The organism is Salmonella sp. 2020_1459, from assembly GCF_043847915.1.
Classification (GTDB): domain Bacteria; phylum Pseudomonadota; class Gammaproteobacteria; order Enterobacterales; family Enterobacteriaceae; genus Salmonella; species Salmonella enterica.
The window spans coordinates 632,644-659,559 of sequence record NZ_JBCMFA010000002.1 but is presented as its reverse complement, the minus strand read 5'-3'; the positions used below and the strand labels follow the sequence as shown (position 1 = coordinate 659,559).

9 protein-coding genes are annotated in these 26,916 nt (G+C 48.5%); 7 read left to right on the top strand and 2 right to left on the bottom strand.

Annotated elements, in window-relative coordinates:
- Window positions 1-5: 5 nt before the first annotated feature.
- Window positions 6-16,691, top strand: coding sequence for a non-fimbrial adhesin SiiE (gene siiE, locus ACH0VJ_RS08060; protein WP_000527184.1), 16,686 nt, complete (start codon window positions 6-8; stop codon window positions 16,689-16,691).
- A 39-nt stretch (window positions 16,692-16,730) separates the two neighbouring features.
- The gene (siiF, locus tag ACH0VJ_RS08055) at window positions 16,731-18,797 is read left to right on the top strand and encodes an SPI-4 type I secretion system protein SiiF (protein WP_000358584.1); all 2,067 of its coding nucleotides are present in this window, start codon (window positions 16,731-16,733) and stop codon (window positions 18,795-18,797) included.
- A gap of 277 nt (window positions 18,798-19,074) precedes the next feature.
- Here the strand turns inward: siiF and ACH0VJ_RS08050 are convergent, their stop codons facing one another.
- Complete coding sequence (locus tag ACH0VJ_RS08050; protein WP_000719056.1) at window positions 19,075-19,356, bottom strand: YjcB family protein; 282 nt, start codon at window positions 19,354-19,356, stop codon at window positions 19,075-19,077.
- A gap of 563 nt (window positions 19,357-19,919) precedes the next feature.
- Between ACH0VJ_RS08050 and ACH0VJ_RS08045 the strand changes: the two genes are divergently transcribed.
- Complete coding sequence (locus ACH0VJ_RS08045) at window positions 19,920-21,521, top strand: EAL domain-containing protein (RefSeq protein WP_000083651.1); 1,602 nt, start codon at window positions 19,920-19,922, stop codon at window positions 21,519-21,521.
- Here the strand turns inward: ACH0VJ_RS08045 and soxS are convergent.
- Window positions 21,509-21,832: a superoxide response transcriptional regulator SoxS gene (gene soxS / locus ACH0VJ_RS08040; RefSeq protein WP_000019483.1), complete on the bottom strand. Its 324-nt coding sequence runs from the start codon at window positions 21,830-21,832 to the stop codon at window positions 21,509-21,511. The genes ACH0VJ_RS08045 and soxS overlap by 13 nt on opposite strands.
- Window positions 21,833-21,918: 86 nt before the next feature.
- Here soxS and soxR point away from each other — a divergent pair, with 86 nt between their 5' ends.
- From soxR to ACH0VJ_RS08020, 4 genes are all read left to right on the top strand, one after another.
- Window positions 21,919-22,377, top strand: a complete 459-nt coding sequence (soxR, locus tag ACH0VJ_RS08035) for a redox-sensitive transcriptional activator SoxR (RefSeq protein WP_000412686.1) — start codon at window positions 21,919-21,921, stop codon at window positions 22,375-22,377.
- A 292-nt stretch (window positions 22,378-22,669) separates the two neighbouring features.
- Complete coding sequence (locus ACH0VJ_RS08030; RefSeq protein ID WP_000958575.1) at window positions 22,670-23,338, top strand: glutathione S-transferase family protein; 669 nt, start codon at window positions 22,670-22,672, stop codon at window positions 23,336-23,338.
- A gap of 346 nt (window positions 23,339-23,684) precedes the next feature.
- The gene (gene ghxP / locus ACH0VJ_RS08025; RefSeq protein WP_000106907.1) at window positions 23,685-25,034 is read left to right on the top strand and encodes a guanine/hypoxanthine transporter GhxP; all 1,350 of its coding nucleotides are present in this window, start codon (window positions 23,685-23,687) and stop codon (window positions 25,032-25,034) included.
- Window positions 25,035-25,183: 149 nt separating this feature from the next.
- Window positions 25,184-26,830: a Na+/H+ antiporter gene (locus tag ACH0VJ_RS08020; RefSeq protein ID WP_001536604.1), complete on the top strand. Its 1,647-nt coding sequence runs from the start codon at window positions 25,184-25,186 to the stop codon at window positions 26,828-26,830.
- Window positions 26,831-26,916 lie beyond the last annotated feature (86 nt).

Here is a 26,916-nt window from a genome sequence, read left to right as displayed (position 1 = left end):
ATATTATGGGAAATAAAAGCATACAAAAGTTTTTTGCCGATCAAAATTCTGTAATTGATTTATCTTCTTTGGGTAATGCCAAAGGCGCAAAAGTTTCTCTTTCCGGGCCAGACATGAACATTACGACGCCGCATGGGTCAGTGATCATTGTCAATGGCGCTCTTTATTCAAGTATCAAAGGCAATAACCTCGCTGTTAAATTTAAAGATAAGACTATTACCGGCGCTAAAATTCTGGGCAGCGTAGATTTAAAAGATATTCAACTAGAGAGAATTGACAGCTCATTGGTTGATTCTGCTCAGGTAGAAAAGAAAGGTAATGGCAAACGACGAAATAAGAAGGAAGAAGAGGAATTAAAAAAGCAGCTTGACGAGGCTGAAAACGCAAAGAAAGAAGCTGATAAGGCGAAGGAAGAAGCTGAGAAAGCTAAGGAGGCTGCAGAAAAAGCGCTCAATGAAGCGTTTGAAGTACAGAACTCGTCAAAGCAAATTGAAGAAATGCTGCAGAACTTTTTGGCTGACAATGTAGCAAAAGACAATCTGGCTCAGCAAAGCGATGCTTCCCAGCAAAATACACAGGCTAAAGCAACGCAGGCTTCTAAACAGAACGATGCTGAAAAAGTTCTTCCTCAACCTATTAATAAAAATACCAGCACTGGCAAAAGTAATAGCAGTAAAAATGAGGAAAATAAGCTCGATGCCGAGTCTGTTAAAGAGCCGCTTAAAGTCACATTAGCGCTTGCGGCCGAGAGTAACAGCGGTAGCAAAGATGATAGTATAACTAATTTTACCAAACCTCAGTTTGTAGGTAGCACTGCTCCCAATGCCACGGTCATTATTAAAATTAATGGTATTGCTGTCGGTCAGGCTGTAGCGGATAGTTTGGGTAACTTCACCTTCACTGCGCCTGAAACATTGACTGATGGAACATACAATCTGGAGGCAGAGGCCAAGACTGCTGATGGGAGCGGTAGCGCCAAACTTGTCATTACTATCGATTCCGTTACCGATAAGCCAACATTTGAACTTTCGCCTGAAAGTAGTGTGTCTGGTCATAAGGGCTTAACGCCGACCTTGACGCCTTCAATTGTTGGTACGGCGGAAGAGAATGCCAAGGTTGACATTTATGTAGATAATAAACTGGTTGCCAGCGTTGATGTCGATAAAGATGGAAACTGGAGTTATGAATTTAAAGATAATGAATTATCTGAGGGCGAAAATAGTATAAAAGTCGTTGCCGTAGATAAAGCAGGTAATAAAAACGAAACGACGGATAGTATCATAACCGACACCATTGCTCCGGAAAAGCCGACGATTGAGCTGGATGATAGTAGTGATTCCGGCATTAAAAATGACAGCATTACAAATAGCACCCTGCCAACATTTATTGGTGTGGCGGAACCCGGTTCTACAGTCTCTATTTATCTTGGACTTAAACATCTTGGTGAGGTCATTGTTGCTAAAGATGGGACATGGAGCTATACGCTTACTACGCCGCTCAAGGATGGCGAATACAATATAACAGCAACAGCTACTGATATTGCCGGGCATACCTCAGCGACGGCAAATCTGCCTTTTACTATTGATACCCGTATCAGCTATTTCAGCGCTGAGATTGAAACTACTGATGATAGCGGTATTGTTGGAGATAACGTTACTAACAATACTCGCCCAACCTTTACAGGTAAAACTGAGCCAAATGCTATTATCAGTGTCATAAATAGTGAGACTGGCGAAGAGGTTATTTTTAAAGCGAATGACAAGGGCGAATGGACGTTCAATTTCACTTCCGACTCAGTGGAAGGGGTTAACAATCTTACGTTCACTGTTGAAGATGTCGCTGGCAACAAAAAGGATTTTTCCTTTAGTTACATTATCGATACTGTTGCCCCTGTACCTCCGACAGTTTCTTTGGAGGATTTTGTTGTTTTACCGAATGGTATAATTTTATCAGGGAATGATTTACCGGCTTTAGTCGGTACGGCAGAGCCAAAGTCTACCATCTTATTGATGCGAGATGGTAAATTATATGACAGCATTGAGGTTGACTCAAACGGGACCTGGAATTATCAGTTTAGTAATAAATTTCTTCAGGGTGCCTATGATATTGAAATCATTTCTCAGGATGCCGCCGGTAATAAATCCTCTACTGTTAAATATTCTTTTACTATTCAAACTGAAGTTGTACCTCCAAAAGCGGAACTCGATGCCAGTGATGATTCCGGTGCAAAAGGCGACTGGATTACCAATAAACATAATGCTCTGACGTTACTGGGAACAGCGGATAGGTTTGCTACCGTAAATATCCTTATTGATGGTAAAACGATAGGCGTGACGACTGCGGATGCAGACGGTAACTGGAATTTTGATATTTCCCGAAATCTGTCTGACAATGTTTATAAGATTACGGTTGAATCCATCGATCCTTTAGGAAGAACGTCATCTGTAGATTATCAGCTTACCATTGATAGCTTTACGCCGATCCCTACTGTTATGTTGCATGATAGCGCTGATTCTGGCGTTAAAGGCGATATGATTACTAAAATTAATACGCCGTTGTTTACCGGGATGGCTGAAGCTAATGCTAAGGTTTCCATCTATGTTGACGGTGTGTTAAGTGGTGAGGCTATTGCTGGCGATGATGGTGTATGGAATTTTCAATTTACCACAGCGTTATCCGATGGCTCGCATGACGTAACGGTAAAAGTAGAAGATATTGCCGGTAATACTGCCTCCTCATCAGCGTATAATTTCCAAATCGTAACGCAAACGCAAAAACCAACAATAGAGTTGGTCAACGATACGGGGGTTGATAATACAGACCATATTATTAATGAAAAGAATCCTGCACTGACAGGAACCGCTGCACCCTATTCAACGGTTAAACTCTATATTGATGGCGCACTGATCGCTGAGGTCAGAACAAATAAAGATGGCAGATGGGAGTATACCCTGAAAGCCGATCAAGGTTTGGTTGATGGCGATCATAGAATAACCGCTTCAGTTGAAGATATCGCTGGCAACATTGCCCATTCGGATCCTTTCTTAATTAGCGTCGATACTGCTATTTCAATACCGATAGTTTCATTGAGCCCGGATTCAGATTCGGGAATTTCAGATGATAATTTAACGAATATCGTTAAACCTACCTTGCACCTAAAAGATATTGATCCGGACATTATCAGTGTTCAGGTATGGGATGCCGCGTCTGATACGCAGATCGGTGTTGCCACGCAACAACCTGATGGTTCATGGGCCTATACCTTTACTTCAGATTTAACGGAAGGCTTGCATCAGGTTTATGTCAAGGTTGAGGACATTGCGGGTAATAAAGCGAACAGCGCGGTATTCGATTTTACTATCGATACCACAGTATCAACGCCGGTGATTTCCCTGCTTTCTAAGGATGATACGGGGGTTACAGGCGATAACCTGACCAACATCAATAAGCCAGGTTTTGCTATTTCCGGTGTTGATGCCGATGCGCATCGGGTCGTCGTACAGGTGATGCACAATGGCGTGAGCGAAGAGATCGAACTTTCTCACCTCAATGGTAGTTGGTTATTTACACCAGGGAATACGTGGGCGGATGGCAGCTACACGTTAACGGTGAAAGTAGAAGATAAGGCAGGAAATACCAACTACTCAGCACCGCTGACGGTCGTTATCGATACCCAAATCGCCATTGATGGGGTGGAACTGGTCAACGATAGCGGCGTGAAAGGCGATAATATGACCAACGACGACCGTCCCCACTTTCGTGTGACGGTACCGACCGATGTCAATGAAGTCCGTCTGAGCATTGACGGTGGTAATTCGTGGGTTCAGGCAACTCCGGGCGTGGCAGGAAGCTGGGAGTATATCTGGCCGACAGACCTGGCAGATGGTCAATACACGCTAACGGTGGAAGCGACTGATAAAGCAGGCAATACAGTGACGAAGACCATCGATTTCGCGGTGGATACCACGCTGTCAGTGCCGGTCATCGTACTGAATAGCGCGGACGATACCGGTGTCCAGGGCGATAACATGACGAATAGCACCCAGCCGACATTTGCCCTGCAGCATATTGATGATGATGCCGTTCGCGTTACGGTCAGCGTGGAGCATGGCGGCGTCACCACCACATTTGACGCCACGAAAGGCACAGGCGGATGGACCTTTACGCCGCCGACATCATGGGCGGATGGTGATTATACCCTGAGTGTGTCAGTCGAAGATAAAGCGGGGAACACCAGCCATTCTGCATCGCTGACGGTGACGGTGGACACGCAAATCGCCATTAATAACATTGAACTGGTCAATGACAGCGGTATTCCCAACGATAATCTGACTAATAACGTGCGTCCGCACTTCCAGGTGACGGTACCGACGGATGTCAACGTGGTGCGCCTGAGCATTGACGGCGGCAAGACGTGGTTCAACGCTACCCAGAACGCGACGCCGGGCGTCTGGGATTATATCTGGCCGGATGATGTGGCCGACGGAGGCTATACCCTGACGGTAGAAGCGACCGATGAGGCGGGAAATAAGACAACACAGACGCTCGATTTCACCATCGATACCACTCTGTCTGTGCCGACCCTCTCGCTGGACAGCGCAGATGACAGCGGCATCGCGGGCGATAATATCACCAATGTTAAAACGCCGGGCTTTACCCTCAACAATATTGATACCGATGTCAGCCGGGTAACAGTGGAGGTAATGCACAATGGCATTAAACAGGAGGTGCCACTGGTTCAGACCGGCGGACAGTGGCGCTTTGCGCCGACCAGCGACTGGGCGGACGGCGACTATATCCTGACGGTGAAGGTAGAAGATAGGGCCGGAAATGTGAAGCAGTCCGCGCCGTTGACGGTGACAGTGGACACGCATATCGCCATTGACCGTATTGAACTGGTTAACGACAGCGGTATCCCCGGCGATAATCTGACCAATGAAGCGCGCCCGCACTTTCAGGTGACAGTACCGGCGGATGTTAACGGTGTAAGACTGAGTATTGATGGCGGCAAAACGTGGTTTGACGCCACGCAGAGCGCGACGCCGGGCGTTTGGGATTATACCTGGCTGACGAATGTGGCTAACGGCCCTCACACCCTGATGGTGGAAGCGTCCGACAAGGCGGGAAACAAAACGACGCAGAAACTGGACTTCATCATCGATACCATGCTGTCAGAACCGACGATTACCCTGGACAGTGCGGATGACAGCGCCGCTGGCGATAACATCACCAACGTTAAGATGCCAGGCTTTACCCTCGGTAATATCGACGCCGACGTGACCAAAGTGGTGGTGACGGTGGCGCATGATGGTAAGAACCAACAGATAGAGTTGATTAAGAACGGCGGTGTGTGGCGCTTTACGCCGGGCGCAGCCTGGACCGATGGCGACTATACGTTGACGGTAAAGGTAGAAGATAAGGCGGGTAATACAAATTATTCTGCGCCGCTGACGGTGACTATCGATACGCAAACGTCTATTGATCGCATTGAGCTTCTTAATGACACGGGTATTGTCGGGGATAACCTGACCAATGAAGCACGTCCACAGTTTCATATTACGGTACCGACGGACGTGAACTCTGTGCAACTGAGTCTTGATGGCGGCATCAACTGGGTTAACGCAACGCTGACGTCTGACGGCGTTTGGGAGTATATATGGCCGACAGATCTGGTCGAAAATACGTATACCCTGACAGTGAAAGCAACCGATGTTGCAGGCAACACGGCGACGGAAACGCTCAATTTTATCATTGATACCACATTGTCGACACCGACCATCACGCTGGATAGCGCAGATGATAGCGGCACCGCCAACGATAATAAGACTAACGTTAAAACGCCGGGTTTTATTATCGGAGGTATTGATTCTGACGTGACTCAGGTCGTCGTGCAGGTGATGCGCGATGGTCACAGCGAGGAGGTGGAGCTGACGCAGACTAACGGGCAGTGGCGTTTTGTACCCGGCAGCGCGTGGACTGATGGCGACTATACGCTGACGGTAACGGTGAAAGATGAGGCGGGTAATATTCGCCACTCAGCGCCGTTGACGGTCACCATCGATACGCAAATCGCCATTGACCATATTGAACTGGTCAATGACAGCGGTATTCCCGACGATAATCTGACCAATGAAGCGCGCCCGCACTTCCAGGTGACGGTACCGACGGATGTCAACGTGGTGCGCCTGAGCATTGACGGCGGCAAGACGTGGTTCAACGCTACCCAGAGCGCGACGCCGGGCGTCTGGGATTATACCTGGCTGGCTGATGTGGGAGAGGGTAAGCATACCCTGACAGTGGAGGCGACCGACAAGGCGGGAAACAAAACGACGCAGCAACTGGACTTCATCATCGATACCCTACTGTCAGAACCGACTATCGTGCTGGACAACACGGACGACAGCGGAACAAAAGGCGATAACCTGACCAACGTAAATAAGCCGACGTTTTTACTGGGCAATATTGACGCAGACGCGCGGTATGTCACGGTTGAGGTGCAGCATGGCGGCACGAAAGAAGTGCTGACGGCCACCAAAGACGCGACCGGCAACTGGAGCGTAACACCGACCGGCACATGGGCAGATGGCGACTATACGCTGACGGTGAGGGTGGAAGATGAGGCGGGGAACGAAAAACACTCAGCGTCGCTGACGGTCACTGTTGATACCCAAATCACCATTGATGCTATTGAACTGGTTAATGATAACGGTATTCCCGGCGACAATATGACTAACGACGCCCATCCGCAGTTCCGCGTGACGGTACCGGGGGACGTTAACGAAGTCAGTCTGAGCATTGACGGTGGCGTGACCTGGGTTAAGGCGACACAGAGCGCGACGCCGGGCGTCTGGAATTATACCTGGCCGGGCACCGTGCCGGATGGCGACTATACGCTGAATGTGAAAGCGACTGACAATGCGGGTAATACGGTAACGGAGACACTCCACTTCACTATTGATACCACGCTGTCGACGCCGGTCATCGTACTGGATAGCGCGGACGACACCGGCATCCAGGGCGATAACATGACTAATCGCACCCAGCCGACATTTAACCTGCAACATATTGATGATGATGCCGTTCGCGTTACGGTCAGCGTGGAGCATGGCGGCGTCACCACCACATTTGACGCCACGAAAGGTGTAGGCGGATGGACCTTTACGCCGCCGACATCATGGGGGGCGGGCGATTATACCCTGAGTGTGTCAGTCGAAGATAAAGCGGGGAACACCAGCCATTCGGCATCGCTGACGGTGACGGTGGACACGCAAATCGCCATTAATAACATTGAACTGGTCAATGACAGCGGTATTCCCGACGATAATCTGACTAATAACGTGCGTCCGCAGTTCCAGGTGAAGGTACCGACGGATGTTAACGAGGTGCGCCTGAGCATTGACGGCGGCAAGACATGGTTCAACGCTACCCAGAGCGCGACGCCGGGCGTCTGGGATTATACCTGGCTGGCTGATGTGGGAGAGGGGAAACATACCCTGACAGTGGAGGCGACCGACAAGGCGGGAAACCAGACGACGCAGAAACTGGACTTCATCATCGATACCCTACTGTCAGAACCGACTATCGTGCTGGACAGCACGGACGACAGCGGAACAAAAGGCGATAACCTGACCAACGCGAATAAGCCGACGTTTTTACTGGGTAATATTGACGCAGACGCGCGGTATGTCACGGTTGAGGTGCAGCATGGCAGCACGAAAGAAGTGCTGACGGCCACCAAAGGCGCGACCGGCATCTGGAGCGTGACACCGACCGGCACATGGGCAGATGGCGACTATACGCTGACGGTGAGGGTGGAGGATGAAGCGGGTAACGTAAAATACTCGGCGCCGCTGACGGTCACGGTTGATACCCAAATCACCATTGATGCTATTGAACTGGTTAATGATAACGGTATTCCCGGCGACAACCTGACCAATGACGTTCGTCCACACTTCCGTGTCACGGTGCCAGGGGATGTCAACGAGGTACGTCTGAGTATCGACGGCGGTAATACGTGGGTTCGTGCAACACAGGGCACGGCAGGGATCTGGGATTACACCTGGCCGAAAGATGTGACCGACGGGCTACATACCCTGACGGTAGAAGCGACCGATAAGGCGGGAAATAAGACGACGCAGACGCTCGATTTTACCATTGATACCCGGCTGTCAACGCCTACCATCACTATGGATAGCAGGGACGATACAGGTGCCATTGGCGATCATATTACGAGCGTCAAAAGACCGGGCTTTACCATTGGCAATATTGACTCCGATGCGCAATCGGTCATTTTGCGGATCACACAGGGCGGCAATAGCCAGGAAGTGACACTAACCCAAGTTGGAGGACAGTGGCGCTTTACGCCAGATGCTGACTGGGCGGACGGTAGCTATACACTGACGGTAGAGGTAACGGATAACGCAGGAAACGTTCGTCAGTCCACGCCGCTGATAGTGACGGTAGATACGCAAACCAGCATTACTGATATTACATTGGTCAATGATCATGGCGTGCCGGATGACAATCTAACTAACAGCACCCGTCCGCAGTTTGAGATCACGGTGCCGGCGGATGTGAATTCTGTGCAACTGAGCATTGATGGCGGCGCAAACTGGGTGAGCGCGGCGCAGGGTATCGAAGGCGTCTGGGGCTATACCTGGCCAACGGATATGGGCGATGGAAAACACATCCTAACCGTCATGGTCACCGACAGAGCGGGCAATACGGCGACGCAAACGCTTGAATTTTTCATCGACACCCGGTTGTCGACGCCGACCATTGCGCTGGATAGTACGGATGATACCGGTACGCCTGGCGATGATATGACCAATCGCACCCGACCGACCTTTATTCTGCAGAATATCGATTCGGATGTTATCAACGTTACAGTCAGCGTCACGCATAATGGAACGACAACCTCGTTTACTGCGACACAGGGGGCTGGAGGATGGAGCTTTACACCGCCAGCGCCGTGGGGCGACGGTGATTATACGCTGACGGTGACAGTGGAGGATCGGGCGGGAAATACGCGTCCGTCTACGCCGCTGACGGTGACAGTGGATACGCAAATAGCCATTGATCATATTGAATTAGTCAACGATAGCGGCGTCCCTGGCGATAATGTCACAAAACATGTGCGTCCGCAGTTCCAGATCTCGGTACCGGATGATGTGGAAAAGGTTCTTCTGAGTATTGACGGCGGCACGACTTGGGTTACTGCAATCAAGAGTTCGACGGCTGGCATTTGGGATTACACCTGGCCGACGGATATGCCAGAGGGACAGCATACCCTGATCGTGGAAGTGACTGACGGTGCGGGTAATAAGATGACGGGGACGCTCGATTTCACTATCGACATCACGTTGTTGACGCCAACCATTGAGCTGGCGCCCGATCAGGATACCGGACAGAATAAGAACGATAATCTGACCAGCGTCACTCAGCCGATATTTGTGTTGGGGAGTATCGATAAAGATGTTCGACACGTGGAATTGAGTATTGAGCATAACGGTACGTTTAAAACGGTGGTACTCACCGAATCAGCCGACGGCTGGCGCTATCGACCAGATTCTGCTTTGGCGGACGGTAGCTACACATTCACCGTGACGGTAACAGATGTGGCAGGCAACCAGCAAACATCCGCGCCTTTAAAGGTGACGATAGACGGTACGTTGACTACGCCGGTGATTGAACTGGCAGCTGGCGAAGATAGTGGTACTGTTGGCGATCGCCTCACCAATCACGATCGGCCTGTGTTCGACATACGCCAGGTTGATTCTGACGTTACGCGCGTGATGGTCAAAGTAACTTACAACGGTAAAACGCACGAGGAAGCGGCGGTATTCACCAATGGTCAATGGCGCTTTACGCCTTCTGCGAGCTGGGCTGATGGCTCATATCAGTTAGCCGTTGTGGTGGAAGATCTGGCGGGGAATGTAAAAGAATCTGCGCCGTTTGAGGTGCGTATTGATACCACGACAACCATTAACAATATCGTATTGCTTAATGATACTGGCGTGCAGAATGATCAATTAACGAATGTTGCCAAACCGTCATTCAGAATTGACGTTCCCGGTGATGTCATCCAGGTACGCGTAACCCTGGATGGTGGCGCTAACTGGAATGTGATACGCAAAAATGCCGACGGACAGTGGATTTTTGACAGCCCGAATACTCTGGTTGACGGCACATATACCCTTCGCGTAGAGGCCACGGATCAGGCAGGTAATATTGCGAATAAAGATTTAGTATTTAATATCGATACTAATATACAGGTTCCGACTATTGCTTTAGACGCAGGACAAGATACCGGAGCGAATACCGCCGATAATATTACTAATATTTCACGACCCACCTTTACGATTGGTAATGTTGACCCCGATGTTATTAAAGTCGTGGTGACGATTGATGGTCATGATTATAACGCGACTAAGGTTGGGGCTGGTTGGCAATTTACACCAGGCAATGCCATTCCGGATGGTTCTTATAATATTACCGTTACGGTTGAAGATAAGGCCGGAAATACCGCGACATCGAAACCATTACCTGTTGTGATAGATACGACGGCTGAAATTGAAAGCGTCACGTTGGTTACAGATAGCGGTGATAGCGATGTAGATAACATTACCAAAGTCGACAAGCCGCAGTTTAGTATTGTTACCGCTGATGATATTACCCATGTGCGCGTTAAAATCGATAACGCCGCTAATTGGATTGAACTCACAAAAGGAGGGGATGGCCGCTGGATATTTAATGTCGGTTCGGCATTACCTGATGGGAAACACACTCTCTTGGTTGATGTGACTGATATCGCCGGCAACGTTGCGCAAGAAACGCTGCAGTTTACGATTGATACGACTCTGCGAGAGCCGACAATTGTACTCGATCCCACCCATGATACTGGTGATGATACTAATGATAATCTTACCAGGATTAACAAACCGGTGTTTATTATCGGTAATGTCGATAATGATGTATCACACATTGTGGTTCATATTGATGGTCGGGATTACACCATTGAAAACACAGGGGGGAATTTAACCTTTACGCCGGATCAACCGCTGTCTGACGGTCAGCATACGATCTCTGTTACCGTAACGGATATTGCTGGTAATACCAAAACATCGGCCGAACTGCAGATTGAAATCGACACGCAGGTTCAGATTGACAGTGTTACGTTAACAACAGATAGCGGCGTCAACGATCACGATAATGTCACCAATGCTACCCGTCCCTCTTTTGAAATTGCAACGCCTGATGATGTGACATCGGTGCTGGTTTCTTTCGATGGCGTAAACTGGACGCCTATCAGTAAAAATGCGGCCGGGCAGTGGGAATTTACTGCAGGTAGCGCATTGCCTGATGGTCATTATACTCTCCATGTCCAGGCGACGGATCGGGCAGGAAATACGGCAAATTCCACGCTGGGCTTCACCGTGGATACGCAGATTGACGGCCTGAGCGTCGTGATGCTGGACGACGCCGGAAAGGATTCTACGGATGGTATTACGAATATTACCTCTCCACGTTTTGAAATTTCAGCCAGAGAACCGCTGCAGAGCGTGACGGTAATTTTAAACGGGAAATCCAGCACACTGACTCAGGGGGCAGGTAATAAATGGCTGTTTACCCCTGATACACCGTTAGTGGATGGAACTTACAAAATAGAAATAGTGGCTGAAGATATCGCAGGTAATAAAATTAGCAAAGAGGTATCATTCACAATAGACACTATTGTTTCTGATCCCAGTATTGATTTGCTGGATGCGGATGATACTGGCGAAAGCGCTGTTGATAATATTACGAGTGTCACTAAACCACGTTTCGTTATTGGCAATGTACCCGCCGATATTGATACTGTTGTAATCAGAATTAACGGCGTTTCTTATCCGGTTACGGCAAATGGCAATAACCTCTGGGAATTTCAGGTTCCCGTTGCGTTAAACGATGGCGTATATGAAGCCGTTGTTGTCTTCAGAGATATTGCCGGAAATACTTCTGAAACTAAGCTGCCCTTTACCATTGATACCACGACAAGCGTCAGTGTCAGAATGGAGCCAGCGTCTGATACCGGCAGCTCCAATAGCGATAACCTTACGAATAAGCAAAATCCCAAATTCGAAGGTACTGCGGAGCCTAATGCGAAACTGGTGATTACCATTGTTGACGATAAGTCAGGTCGGGAGGTTCTAAAACACACGATTACGGTTGGCGCCGATGGCAACTGGAGTGTGACGCCGAATATACTGCCGGATGGCATGTATACCATCAACGTCGTCGCAACAGATGTCGCGGGAAATACTGCGCAAACGCAGGAAAGATTCACTATCGATACGGTTACGATCGATCCTACCATTCGCCTTTCGGATCCATCTATTGATGATCAGTATGAAGCAACCAGCCTGCGTCCTGAGTTCAAAGGGCTAGCCGAAGCGTTCTCGACGATTATGATTCAGTGGGATGGGAAAGTGGTCGGCTCGGCAAACGCCAATGCGAATGGCGAATGGAGTTGGACGCCGCCATCAGTATTAGCGCCAGGCTCCTATGTTGTGAGCATTGTTGCCAAAGATAAAGCGGGTAATGAATCGTCGCAGGTCGACTTTCCTGTCGTAATACCTGTTATTGATGTCACGCCTCCAACCATAAAGCTCAGCGAGGAGAGCGATAGTGGTGCCTTAGGAGACTTTACCACGAATAATAAAACGCCGACCCTGGTTGGGAACACGTTACCTAATGCGATTGTGAGTATTTATGTGGATGGCGTGAAGGTCGGCGAGGCGACAGCGGATACAGCGGGTCGATATACTTTCCAGTTATCGGAAATGAAAGATGGCCATTATGTCGTCCAGGTGGGTATCGTCAACCCTCGCGATAATAGCGAACTGCGTTCCACCGCCGTTGATGTCACTATCGATACCGAGGTTGCTGAACTGGTATGGAATATATCTGGAATGCATGAGGGCGGATATATCAATACGGTGACGCCGGAGATTGGCGGCACCAGTGAGCCAAACAGCAAAATCACTATCTTTGTGAATGGCGTTGAAAAAGCGATTGCTTATACGACAGGCGCAGGACACTGGGGCGTAGTATTACCTGCTTTGGGTAATGACGGTAATTATGTATTAACGTTTAAAGTTGAAGATGTTGCCGGCAATATCAGAGAGTTTGGTCCGCAGAATGTGATACTGGATACGGTAATTTCGCCGTTAACCGTGGTATTACGCGAAGCTGATGACAGTGGCAAAGTTGGCGACTGGATCACCAATAAATCTCATGTCACCATCGATGGTACTGCCGAAGCCGGAAGTACTTTAACCATCAGGAATCCGCAGGGGGTGGTTATTGCTACCCTGGTGGTAGGCAATGATGGTCGATGGAGCGCAGAATTAGATCTGCGTGAAGGTAGTAATGCCTTTGTCGTGGTATCGGAAGATAAAGCGGGCAACAGCCAACAAAAAGATATCCTGATAGAACATGATACGCAGATTGAAATCAGCGATATTTCATTAAGTCGGGATACTAATAGCGGTGATAAATATGATCTGATTACCAATAATAAGTCTCCGGTACTGGTTGCCATGACCGATCCCGGCGCGACGGTACAGGTTTATATTAATGGTGTGTTACAAGGCACAGTAGAGGCGAGTTCGTCAGGTAATATTAGCTATACCATGCCGGCAAATAGCGCCGACGGCGAGTATCAGGTGCAATTTGTTGCTACGGATACTGCTGGTAACCGGGTTGAGTCTGCGATTACAACCGTGACAATCGATTCTCAAATTGCTGTCTTTGACATTGATGAAGATTCATTACCGGCCCTCTCTAATAACCGGGCGTTGTCAGTCTCAGGTGTCGGGGAGGCAGGTTCTCAGGTCAGCATCTTTGTCGATGGTAAATTAGTCAACGTTGTTATGGTTGAGGCTGATGGCACATGGCGCGCGCCGATACTGCTGCAAGATGATGGTACGTTTAATATTCATTTCAGCATTACTGACGTTGCTGGCAACACTGAAGTGAGCAAGGATTATAGCGTGGATGTCGATTCATCAACCGACTTCCCAACGCTCAACCTTGAAGATGCGAGCAACTCTGGTTCACTTGACGATCTGATTACTAGTCACAACAAGCCTGTGTTAGTTGGCACCGCAGAAGCGGGAGCCACAATCCATATTTATGTGGATGAAAAGATCGTGGCAAATGTGCTTGTGCTTGAAGATGGAACCTGGTCCTATCAGTTTGATAATGCGTTAAAAGATGGTGAATATTCTATCCGAGTGGTTGCCGAAGACCCGGCAGGTAATACGGCAGAATCGCCTCGCTTACTCGTCACGGTAGATACCAGTACGTTTATCGATAATCCTGTTATGATAGCAGGTTCTGATAACGGTATTTTCAGTAATGATAGTATAACGAGTCAAACCCGGCCTGCGTTTAGTATTTTTGGAGAAATGAACCAGAGTGTTCAGATTTTCATTGATGGAGTGCTAGTCGATACGATCACGGTGACGGACAGAAATCAAGTTTATCGACCTGAGTCACCGTTGGGCGATGGTTCCCATAGCATTTATTATGTTATCACCGATAAAGCAGGCAACACGGCTACCTCGAAAACGCTAAACTTTACTATCGATACCTTTAATACGACGCCTGTCGCCATTGATTCTATCGGCGGACAAACGTTAGCAGAGATGACCGGTAGTGATGGCAAAATATATATAACGGACACGACACGTAACTTATTGTTTAGTGGCAGTGCCGAGCCCAATAGCAAAATAGAAATCATCATTAATGGCTTAAATGTGGGGGAAGTTTGGGTTAATGACAAAGGCCACTGGCAGATGCCGGTGAACCCGCTTTATTTCACAGAAGGCCAGCTGGATATCACTGTTAAATCTACGGACCGTGCTGGTAACGTAAATCAGGAAAAGTATTCCATTTGGGTCGATACGCATATCCAGGTATTTACCAGCGAGCTTGATGACAATAAATCATCATCGAAAACGGACTGGTGGAGTAATAGCTCTACTATTACCATGAGAGGTATGGGGGAAATTGGCGCTACGGTATCATTAATCGTGGCAGGGGTCACGCTGGCAACCGCTGTCGTTGCGGCTAATGGGCAGTGGGAGTTATCGACCGATCAACTTCCGGAAGGGAAATACGATATCACTTTGAGTATTGAGGATAACGCAGGCAACCGTAAGGAAGAGGTACATGAAATATTTATTGATCGAACGCCGCCAAACGCTCCGGTCGTAACTTATTCAGATATTGTCAACGATCTAATTATTATGCAGGGGACGGCGGAAGCCAAATCTCAGCTAATAATAACCGATAGTAATGGGAATACTTATACGTTAACCGTTCCTGATAATGGTAAATGGAGTATGGCGATCCCGTATCCATCGGAAGGGAAGTTTACCATTACGAGTGTGGATGCGATTGGTAACCGGAGTGATGATGTCCCTCTCGATATCATGAAAGAGACTCCTGTTATTTCATTATCTCCAGACTCAGACAGTGGTACGGTGGGCGATAATATTACGCGAGATAATCAGCCTACCTTTATTATCGGGAATCTGGAAAGCGATGTTGTGGTCGTTCAGGTCGATATCAATGGGACCGTATATAATGCTGAAAAAAATGCCGATGGCGTTTGGTTCTTTACGCCAGGTACACCGTTAGCTGATGGTTCCTACACGATATCGGTAATCGCAAGCGATGCCGCGGGTAATCAGAAAAACTCGTTACCCATTACCGTTACGATCGACAGTACGCTGACCGTGCCGGAGATTGCGCTGGCAGCAGGTGAAGACAATGGCGCTTCAGACAGCGATAACGTGACGAATCACAATCACACCCAGCCTAAGTTTACGCTGCAGCATATTGATGCTGATGTGACCGGGGTGACCGTAAACGTGACGCATAATGGCGTGACAGACATCTATCAGGCGACGCAAGACGCGGATGGCTGGACATTCACGCCGCCAGCCGCCTGGAATGATGGTACCTACACGCTGAGCGTGACGGTGGTGGATCGCGCGGGGAACTCACTGCAATCTGCTTCGCTGGAGGTGACGGTTGACTCAACGGTGACGGTAACAGCGGATAGCCAGCATGACGATGCGATCGATGACGCCACGCCAACAGCGGTTACTCCACCGGAGTCTGAAACAGTGAATGCCGAAAGCGCTACGCATCTTCGTACAGTGCCGTCTGCGGCGGAAGAAAGCGTGGTGAAGGAGACAGCCTATAGTATTACATTGTTAAACGCTGACTCTGGGGATGAAATAGATCGTTCAATTAGTCAGACACCTTCTTTTGAAATATCAGTACCTGAGAATATTGTTAATGTCAGTGTTATGTTTGAAGGAGAAGAGTTTACTCTGCCGATAACTAACCAGAAAGCAATATTCGAAGTTCCGCTATCTTTGGAAGATGGTGAATATACTATGGACGTGAAATTCATTGATAAGGACGATGATTTCCTGATTAAGGAGAAAACATTCTCAGTCGATCACTCCTCGGCGGATATTGTGAACGCAATGAATGCAAGAGGAAAGACCGAGGATGATATTAATGATTCCCCTTCCACGAGTTCTGTAGGGCACAACAATAACGGCGCTATTGATGTTTTCGCCGTTAATGAAGTTACGCTACCTGTAGATAATCAAGAAGAACACGCATAATAACGGAGACCCCTCACCTTTGGGTGAGGGGGTTTACTTATGGATAAAAAACTAGAACCTTATTATTTAAGTGCGGAAACGGCATTATCTATAGTGTCTAAAAAATTCAACATAAAAATTGACATCAAAGAGGATGATATAAATTTAAGATTTAAAAAGTACGACAGAAATAACACTGACGACTCTATACAAATGAAGAATTTCTTTTTGTCGTTAGGGCTTTCTCTACAGGATATATTATTTAATAATGGTGAAGATTTACTAAATGAGCCTATGCCGATTTTACTATTAACACCAGGAATGAAGTGGATGGTGTGTGTGAGTGGCGGGCAAAAAATAAAGTTGGTAAACGCGCGCGGTGAACTCTGTTATGTTGAAATTGAAGAAGAATATTTAAAAGAGTTATCTGCATTTAGTATACTACCTTTAAATAAAGTTGTTGATAGTATAAGAGTAAAAAATATCATAAAAAACTCTTTATCGATGAACAAGATTTTTTATACTAAATACTTCTTTTCATCTCTTTTTATGGCAATTTTTGCGTTAACTATCCCAGTATTTAGTAATCTGTTCTATGATAAGCTTGTTCCAAGTGCTTCGGTTTCATCTTTATTTGGCGTGGCTATAATTGTTGCTGTATTTATTGTTTTTGAGTTTATCCTTCGTACTTCGAAAGATATTTATCAGTCTATCACAGCAAGGCAGGATGACGTCGATATTGATATCGCCTTTCTTGAAGCGGTCCTGTATAGTAAAAAGAAAAATGGCAGATCCATGTCATCAGCATTTGTGCTATGGAATGAGTTTCAGAAAATTAAACCCGTTTTATTAAACTCGATCTTTCAACGTATAGCCGATATTCCAATATTTATTATATTTCTCATTGTTATATATGTAAATTTAGGTCTGGTCGTTATTGTACCTGTTACCATGTTTATCGTCTCTATTATTATTTCCCTCGTTAACCACCATTATACTAATGAGTTAATGAACAAACAAAAAGAAGGACAGAAGAACAGGAATATTTTTATCTCAGAAGTTTTCTTATCTATTAAAATGATCCATACCTTAAATAATCAAGGTTTACTTTTTGATTGGGTCAACACATCAAATGAACAGTCGTATCTTAACCTGAAGATAAGGAAATTAAATCTTATCTATCAATCTATATTGGGGAGTATGTCATCTATTACCCAAATAACTATTATGGTAATAGCCTTTTTTATGGTAATTAAGGGGGATGTTACCACTGGCGCAATTGTTTCATCTGTCATTGTCTCTGGTCGTATCTCCGGGATCATTTCGAATTTTTCTTCTACATTAATCTCTATTTTATCAGCAGAAAAAACCGGTAAGGATCTGCTTTCTTTTTTTGATGAAGATCAGGCAGAAAAAACACCGGCATTACAGTCAATATCAAAGTGCAATGGCGATATTTCTATTCGGGGTGTGAGTTATCAGTATGATGCTCAATCTCCGATGATTATTAACCGACTGTCTATAGACATACCTGCGGGGCAACGTGTCGCGGTGGTAGGCGAATGCGGAGCAGGAAAAAGCTCATTACTGGGAATGCTATCTGGCTACCTTTCGCCAACAGACGGTGCCATTTTATATGATGGATATAACTTAGGACATTTATCGCAGAACTTTTTTTCTCAGCATTTAAGTGTGGTGACGACACATGATGTTTTATTCACCGGAACCATTGAAAGTAATTTCGCGTTAAAACCGCAAAACGACAGGGGCCGGGTACTCAAGGCGCTTCATCTGGCGAACTGTGGTTTTATCTTGCAACATCCTATGGGGCTGAAGTTTCCGGTGAATTTTATGGCTAAAAACCTGTCATCCGGACAGCAGCAGCAGTTATTATTAGCACGTAGTCTGAGCAGTAACGCCAGCGTCTTTTTATGGGATGAACCAACATCAAATCTGGATGAGAATACCGAGAAGCAAATTTTTGATAACTTAGATGAGTTTATTCATGGGAAAACGTTGATCATGGTGACGCATCGTCGATATCTGATAAAGTATTTTGACCGGGTTCTGGTAATGAAAGGTGGAAAAATAATCCGTGATTGTTCTCCGGATAAATTATTAATGTAAAATAAGCAGCGCTTGTCGCTGTTATCAGGTGGTACTGCTTAATAAAAAAGACCCGTTGCACAAACGGGTCTTTTTTGTCATTTAACAAGTCGGCAATGTCTTCAATAAGTTTAGCTCGATTCTGTTAGGGCTATTCCACTTGCCATTTTTGGATAACCACACCTGGCGGCCCTCATCAACGGCAATGCGAGGGACGTGATGGTTCGTAAGGCTACCCCTGGCGCGCGATTCCGCGTTGAGATAACCGGTGGGCGGCTTCAGCGGCAGCGATAGCGTATCAGGTCAGCACCATCGGCCATTCTGGCGGGGTCTGGCTCATCGTTTCGGCCATCACGGCTTCAATGTTATGCCAGATCGCAGCGAGATCCATCATGGTAATACCGAGTAAGCCGGTGGCAAACCAGCAGGCGGATACCACGCCCAGACCGCTACTGATCACCGCCAGACCAATATAATCTGATTTACGGAAACGGATATTGAGCGTGCTGGCTAAAAACATGAGCACGGCGCTCAGCAGTTGCCAACGGAGAAGAACGACACCAGTGGTTATGGCAGCCATGAAACATTTCCTCTGAATAGACCTTTGTCCAGGACAGCGCGGCGTTGCTCCCGGGAAGCATGGGATATTCTGGCTATCGACGGACGTCACATCAACATCGAATGAAACATTGTTTCTATTTCATTGTTTTTGTGAACTATATCACAAAAACCAGCTTGTTCGCCAGATCGGCAATGTATTTTTTGTGCGTTTTATAACCGTGTTTTTTGTGTGACTTCTACGCGTCCGTAGAGAAACTGCCGGAAAGCAAAGATGTATTATTACTACTCTTTTATTTTTTTTTCGTGAAATTCAGACCTGATAAAAATATCAAGTTATTTATCAAAAGAAAGGAGTAAAGATGTATACCCCATCGTTTACTTGAGTATAAATCTGATATTGTCAAAAATATTTAGCGTCCTGCCAGGTATGCGAGAGAGATTGCGCGTAGTTATTAATGGTAAATGTTGATCGGTAAAAGTCTGTTGCTAATATTGATAAATTCATGCACCGTAAACCTCCGTTTGGTTCACGTCTTATTTTGCCAACAATAGTCACAAATAATGCAGGGAAATAGGCTGAAAATGAGTCAAAGCACACGACGCAAGGTGTTGAGATTTCTCGGAACGATCATTGTGGTGTTACTTCCTGTATTGCTGGCGATCTGGTTTGCTCATATCCGGGCAGTCTCTGAAACCAGAAATCAGTTACATTCATTTGCGCAGTTGGTATTAGATAAAACGGAGCGGGTTATCCTGCAAGCAGATTTAGCCCGCGATGCCGCTGAACAATATCAGGGGCAAGCCTGTACGCCAGCCCATCAACAGCGAATGCTGAATATTATCCGCGGTCGTTTGTACATTAATGAGTTGATTTATGCTAAGGGCCAGCGTTTTCTATGCTCTACGGTTATGACGCCAACAAGTCCTTATTTTATTCCCCGCGCTGACTATAAACGAAAGCCTGACATCGCTATTTATTACTATCGTGATACGCCTTTTTTCAACGGTTATAAAATGACATATATGCAGCGGGGAAACTACGTCGCGGTTATCAATCCCTTATCTTATAGCGAGGTGATGTCAGACGATCCGGCGTTGGCCTGGGGAATGTATGATACGGTGACCAACACCTTTTTCTCCCTGAGTGAACAGGCGCAGGCTGATCAGCTATTACCTTTGGTACGACGGAGTGAACCTGTGTTCCAACAGGGTGAGCGTTTCTATACTCTGGTTAAATCAGCAAAACGACCGGTTGCCGCGATTGTGTCAACCTCAAAGCAACGCTTTTACCAGAACCTCTTTCATCAGCTTACGTTAACGCTACCGTTAGGGATCATCTGTAGCATTATCGTCTTATTTATGTGGTCACGATCCCGGCAGGCATATTACTCACCGCGTCGATTGCTGCAACGGGCCATTACCAGGCACCAGCTTTGCCTTCATTATCAGCCGATCATTGATATCCGAAACGGGACATGTGTAGGTGCCGAAGCGCTATTGCGTTGGCCGGGCTATCACGGTCCGGTGATGAGCCCGTGCGAATTTATTCCGCTGGCGGAAAAAGAGGGGATGATTGAGCAGATCACCGATTATGTCGTCGAAGAGGTATTTAATGATTTAGGTGGTTTTCTGGCCGCGCACCCGCATCTTTATGTCTCTATCAATCTCTCTGCCGCCGATTTTCTCTCTTCCCGACTAATTGTGATGATTCATGAAAAAACGCGTCAGCATTCAGTGCTTGCGCAACAGATAAAGGTTGAAGTGACCGAGCGCGGATTTATTGATGTGCCTAAAATGACGCCGATTATTCAGGCGTTTCGCCAGGCGGGATACGAGGTGGCAATTGATGACTTTGGTACCGGCTATTCGAACTTGCATAACCTGTACTCATTAAATGTCGACCTTTTAAAAATTGATAAATCTTTTGTCGACACGCTAACCACTAATAGCGCCAGCCATTTGATTGTGGAACATATTATTGAAATGGCGCAAAGTTTGCGGCTAAAAATCATTGCGGAGGGGGTTGAAACGGCTGAACAGGTTAGCTGGTTGCTAAAACGCGGCGTTCAGTATTGTCAGGGATGGCACTTTGCGAAGGCGTTGCCACCGCAGGAATTCATCGCCTGGCTACAACAAACGCCCGCGCCTCTGACGATACGCGGGCAGACGCCCTACAGGCGGTGACGGTAATCGCTGGGAGTGCGATCGAACTCGCGGCGGAATACACGCGAGAAGGTTTGCTGCGATACATAGCCCAGGTCCATCGCGATATCAAAAATCGGGCGCTCGGTCGTTCGTAGCTCAACAGCCGCCAACAGGAGACGGCGCTGGCGAATATACTCGCCTAATGTTTGATGCGTTACCGTACGAAACATCCGCTGTAAATACCACTTGGAGTAGCCCGATTTTTTTGCCACCACATCAATGTTTAGCGGTTGGTCGATATGTTCATCAATCCATTCGATAAGGGTCTGAATTATCTGCTGATGCGACATATTGTTGCCTCTTAAACAGTATTCGATTCGTCGTTTTGTCTGCGGGCGAGTATAATTCCTCAAGTTAACTTGAGGTAAAGCGATTTATGGAAAAAAAATCTCCCCGTTTAAAAGCCTTACTGACGCCGGGGGAAGTTGCGAAACGTAGCGGTGTTGCTGTGTCCGCCCTGCACTTCTATGAAAGCAAAGGGCTAATTACCAGTATCCGTAATAGCGGTAACCAACGGCGATACAAGCGTGACGTGTTGCGTTATGTCGCGATTATCAAGATCGCCCAGCGTATCGGCATCCCGCTGGCAACTATCGGCGACGCGTTTGGTATCTTGCCGGAAGGACATACGTTAAGCGCGAAAGAGTGGAAGCAGCTCTCCTCGCAGTGGCGCGAAGAGTTAGACCGACGTATTCATACGCTGGTGGCGTTGCGCGATGAGCTGGACGGTTGTATCGGCTGCGGCTGTTTATCGCGTAGCGACTGTCCGCTGCGAAATCCAGGCGACAGGCTTGGCGAACACGGGACGGGTGCCCGGCTGCTTGAAGATGATTAACATGCACTCGGCCATCGGGCTGAGTTCACCTAAAACTAAAGCGCCGCTAAGGGCGCTTTAGTTTGTTTCCGGTCTTTGTCTTTCGCTCTATCCCGCTGATTACAGGAGGGTTTCCCCCGACGTCAACACCCCTCATATCGAGCACGTGGTGGAGGTTCCGGTTTGTGTTGATACTGTAAGTGTAAGCGACGACGCCCTGTTCGCCAGCGAAATGCTGATTTTTTAGCCGAAATTTTTACGGCAACTGCCATAATTTTCTATAGTTAGTTGGCATACCTTACAGGAGACAGCCATGCTGACGGTGCACCATTTAAATCAGTCTCGTTCGCAGCGCATCCTCTGGGCGCTGGAAGAGCTGGCGTTGCCTTACCAGATTGTGCGTTACCAGCGTGAAAAGACCATGCTGGCGCCGCCGGCATTGAAAAAAGTGCATCCGCTGGGCAAGTCTCCGGTTATCGAAGATCACGGTATGGTTATTGCGGAATCGGGCGCCATCCTGGAATATTTGCAGGACACTTACGACAGTATCGGACGCTTTAAACCTGCGGATGCGCAGGGGAAACAACACTATCGATTCTGGCTACATTACGCTGAAGGTTCGCTCATGCCCTTGCTATTGATGAGACTGCTCTTTACCTCTCTGGGTAAACCGCCGGTCCCATTGGGCCTGCGAACGTTGGGCGGCGTTATCGGTAAGGGCGCGCAAAAAGCGTACCTCAATCCGCAACTGGAAACCCATGCGCGCTTTATTGACGGGCATCTGGCAAATCACCCCTGGTTTGCCGGAGAGCAGTTAAGTATGGCGGATATCCAGATGAGCTTCCCGCTATTTGCGCTGCTTGCCCGAGGCGGAATCGCTCATCTCGACCATATCAACGCATGGAAAGCGCGGGTAGAAATGCGTCCAGCCTGGCAGCGAGCGATTCAGCAGGGCGGTCCGTTTACCATTCCCGGCGGATAATGGCGTTTTTGTGAGCAGATTGCGCAACGTATTTGCTAACAGCGATGCGAAAAATTGTTGCTGGATTGCGCAGGGACGATAACGTTTGCGCATCGTCTGGCGATTTATTGAGCATATTAAGCAGAAAAGCATAAAAAGCGGCAAAGTTCAGTTGAAAAAGCGTTGATGATCGCTGGATAATCGTTTGCTTTTTTTTGCCACCCGTTTTGTATACGTGGAGCTAAACGTTTGCTTTTTTGCGGCGCCCCGGTTGTCGTAAATGTAGCACAAGGAGATAACGTTGCGCTGTTAGTGGATTACCTCCCACGTATACCGACGAATAATAAATTCTCAGGGGATGTTTTCTATGTCTACGCCTTCAGCGCGTACCGGCGGTTCACTCGACGCCTGGTTTAAAATTTCACAACGCGGGAGCACCGTTCGCCAGGAAGTCGTTGCTGGCTTAACCACGTTTCTCGCGATGGTTTACTCCGTCATCGTGGTGCCAGGGATGCTGGGTAAAGCCGGATTCCCGCCTGCCGCCGTCTTTGTAGCGACCTGCCTGGTCGCAGGCGTCGGCTCTATCGTTATGGGGCTTTGGGCGAATCTGCCGCTGGCTATCGGTTGCGCTATCTCGTTGACGGCGTTTACCGCGTTTAGCCTAGTCCTGGGGCAGCATATTAGCGTCCCGGTCGCGCTTGGCGCCGTATTCCTGATGGGCGTACTGTTTACCGTTATCTCCGCCACCGGCATTCGTAGCTGGATTTTGCGTAACTTGCCACAGGGCGTGGCCCACGGAACCGGTATCGGTATTGGCCTGTTTTTGTTGCTGATTGCCGCCAACGGCGTCGGCCTGGTCATTAAAAACCCGCTGGATGGCCTGCCGGTCGCGCTGGGCGATTTCGACACCTTCCCGGTGATTATGTCGCTTGTAGGGCTGGCTGTTATTCTCGGTCTGGAAAAGCTGAAAGTCCCCGGCGGCATTCTGTTGACCATTATTGGCATTTCTATTGTGGGTTTGCTCTTCGATCCTAACGTCCATTTTTCCGGCATTTTCGCTATGCCTTCGTTGAGCGATGAAAACGGCAACTCGCTGATCGGCAGCCTGGATATTATGGGCGCGTTAAACCCTGTCGTTCTGCCAAGCGTACTGGCGCTGGTGATGACGGCGGTGTTTGATGCGACCGGAACGATCCGTGCGGTCGCAGGGCAGGCTAATCTGCTGGACAAAGACGGACAAATTATCGATGGCGGTAAAGCGCTAACCACCGACTCCCTGAGTAGCGTTTTCTCCGGCCTGGTCGGGGCGGCGCCAGCCGCGGTGTATATCGAGTCTGCGGCCGGTACGGCGGCGGGTGGTAAAACGGGCCTGACGGCGATTACCGTGGGCGTGCTGTTTTTGCTGATCCTGTTTCTTTCGCCGCTCTCTTATCTCGTTCCCGTCTACGCAACCGCCCCGGCGCTCATGTATGTCGGTCTGCTGATGCTGAGTAACGTGGCGAAAATCGATTTTGCTGATTTCGTCGATGCGATGGCGGGGCTGGTAACGGCTGTATTTATTGTACTGACCTGTAACATTGTCACCGGGATTATGATCGGCTTTGCCACGCTGGTCGTCGGGCGTCTGGTTTCCGGTGAATGGCGTAAGCTGAATATCGGAACTGTCGTCATTGCGGTCGCGCTGGTCGCTTTTTATGCCGGCGGCTGGGCTATCTAGTTCTGCCTTCATTCTGAAAAACGGGCGGCGTTGGTCGCCCGTTTTCATTTTCAGGACACATCACGTTACCTTTTGCGTTAATCTGAAGAAGGTGAAACCGAGGCATGATGCCTTTCTCCATCATAAAAAACATCGCAAACAGGGAACGCATGGAAATTTTCTTCACAATACTCATCATGACCCTTGTGGTCTCGCTGTCGGGGGTATTTACGCGTGTATTACCCTTCCAGCTTCCTTTACCCCTTATGCAGATCGCCGTTGGCGCGCTGTTGGCGTGGCCGACGTTTGGTTTGCATGTGGAATTCGACCCGGAACTCTTCCTGGTGCTGTTTATTCCGCCGCTGCTGTTTGCGGATGGCTGGAAGACGCCGACCCGTGAATTTCTTGAGCATGGACGAGAGATTTTCGGGCTGGCGCTGGCGCTGGTCCTGGTAACGGTTGTGGGAATCGGCTTCCTGATTTATTGGCTGGTGCCCGGCATTCCGCTGATCCCCGCCTTTGCGCTGGCCGCCGTGCTGTCGCCGACCGATGCGGTAGCGCTCTCCGGAATTGTGGGCGAGGGGCGCATCCCGAAAAAAATCATGGGCATTCTGCAGGGAGAGGCGTTAATGAACGACGCCTCCGGTCTGGTATCGCTGAAATTCGCCGTCGCGGTGGCGATGGGGACGATGGTCTTTACCGTCGGCGGCGCGACGCTGGAATTTTTTAAGGTCGCTATCGGCGGTATTCTGGCGGGTTTTGTGGTCAGTTGGCTGTATGGCCGCTCGCTGCGTTTTTTGAGCCGCTGGGGCGGCGATGAACCCGCGACGCAAATCGTCCTGCTGTTTCTGCTGCCCTTCGCGTCTTACCTGATTGCCGAACATATTGGCGTCTCAGGCATCCTGGCCGCGGTTGCCGCCGGGATGACCATCACCCGTTCTGGCGTAATGCGCCGCGCGCCGCTGGCAATGCGTTTGCGCGCGAACAGTACCTGGGCGATGCTGGAATTTGTCTTTAACGGTATGGTCTTTCTGCTGTTGGGACTGCAACTGCCGGGGATTCTGGAATCTTCGCTGGCGGCGGCGGAAGCTGACCCGAATGTCGAAACCTGGATGCTCTTTACCGATATCGTGCTGATTTATGCGGCATTGATGCTGGTTCGCTTCGGCTGGCTGTGGACCATGAAAAAGTTCAGCCTGCGCTTTTTGAAGAAGAAACCGATGGAGTTCGCCAGCTGGACGTCGCGTGAAATTCTGATTGCCTCCTTCGCTGGCGTTCGTGGGGCGATCACCCTGGCTGGTGTGCTCTCTATACCGTTACTTTTGCCGGATGGCAGCGGATTTCCGGCGCGTTATGAACTGGTATTCCTGGCGGCTGGCGTCATTCTGTTCTCGTTGTTTGTCGGCGTGATCATGCTGCCGCTGCTGTTGCAACATCTGGAAGTCGCCGATCATGCGCAACAGTTGAAAGAGGAGCGTATCGCCCGCGCGGCGACGGCGGAAGTGGCGATTGTTGCCATTCAGAAAATGGAAGAGCGTCTGGCGGCGGATACCGAAGAAAACATCGATAATCAGTTGCTTACTGAAGTAAGCTCGCGTGTCATTGGTAACTTGCGTCGCCGTGCCGATGGGCGAAACGATGTCGAAAGCTCCATACAGGAAGAAAACCTGGAGCGACGTTTCCGTCTGGCGGCGCTGCGTTCCGAACGCGCCGAGTTGTATCATCTGCGCGCCACGCGAGAAATCAGCAATGAAACATTGCAAAAGCTGCTGCACGACCTGGATTTGATGGAAGCGCTACTGATAGAAAATCAGTAGTCCTTGTGGCCCGGTGGCGCCATGCTTACCGGGCCTACAAGTAGGCCGGATAAGGTGCTTGCGCCGCCATCCGGCAAGGGTTTTAA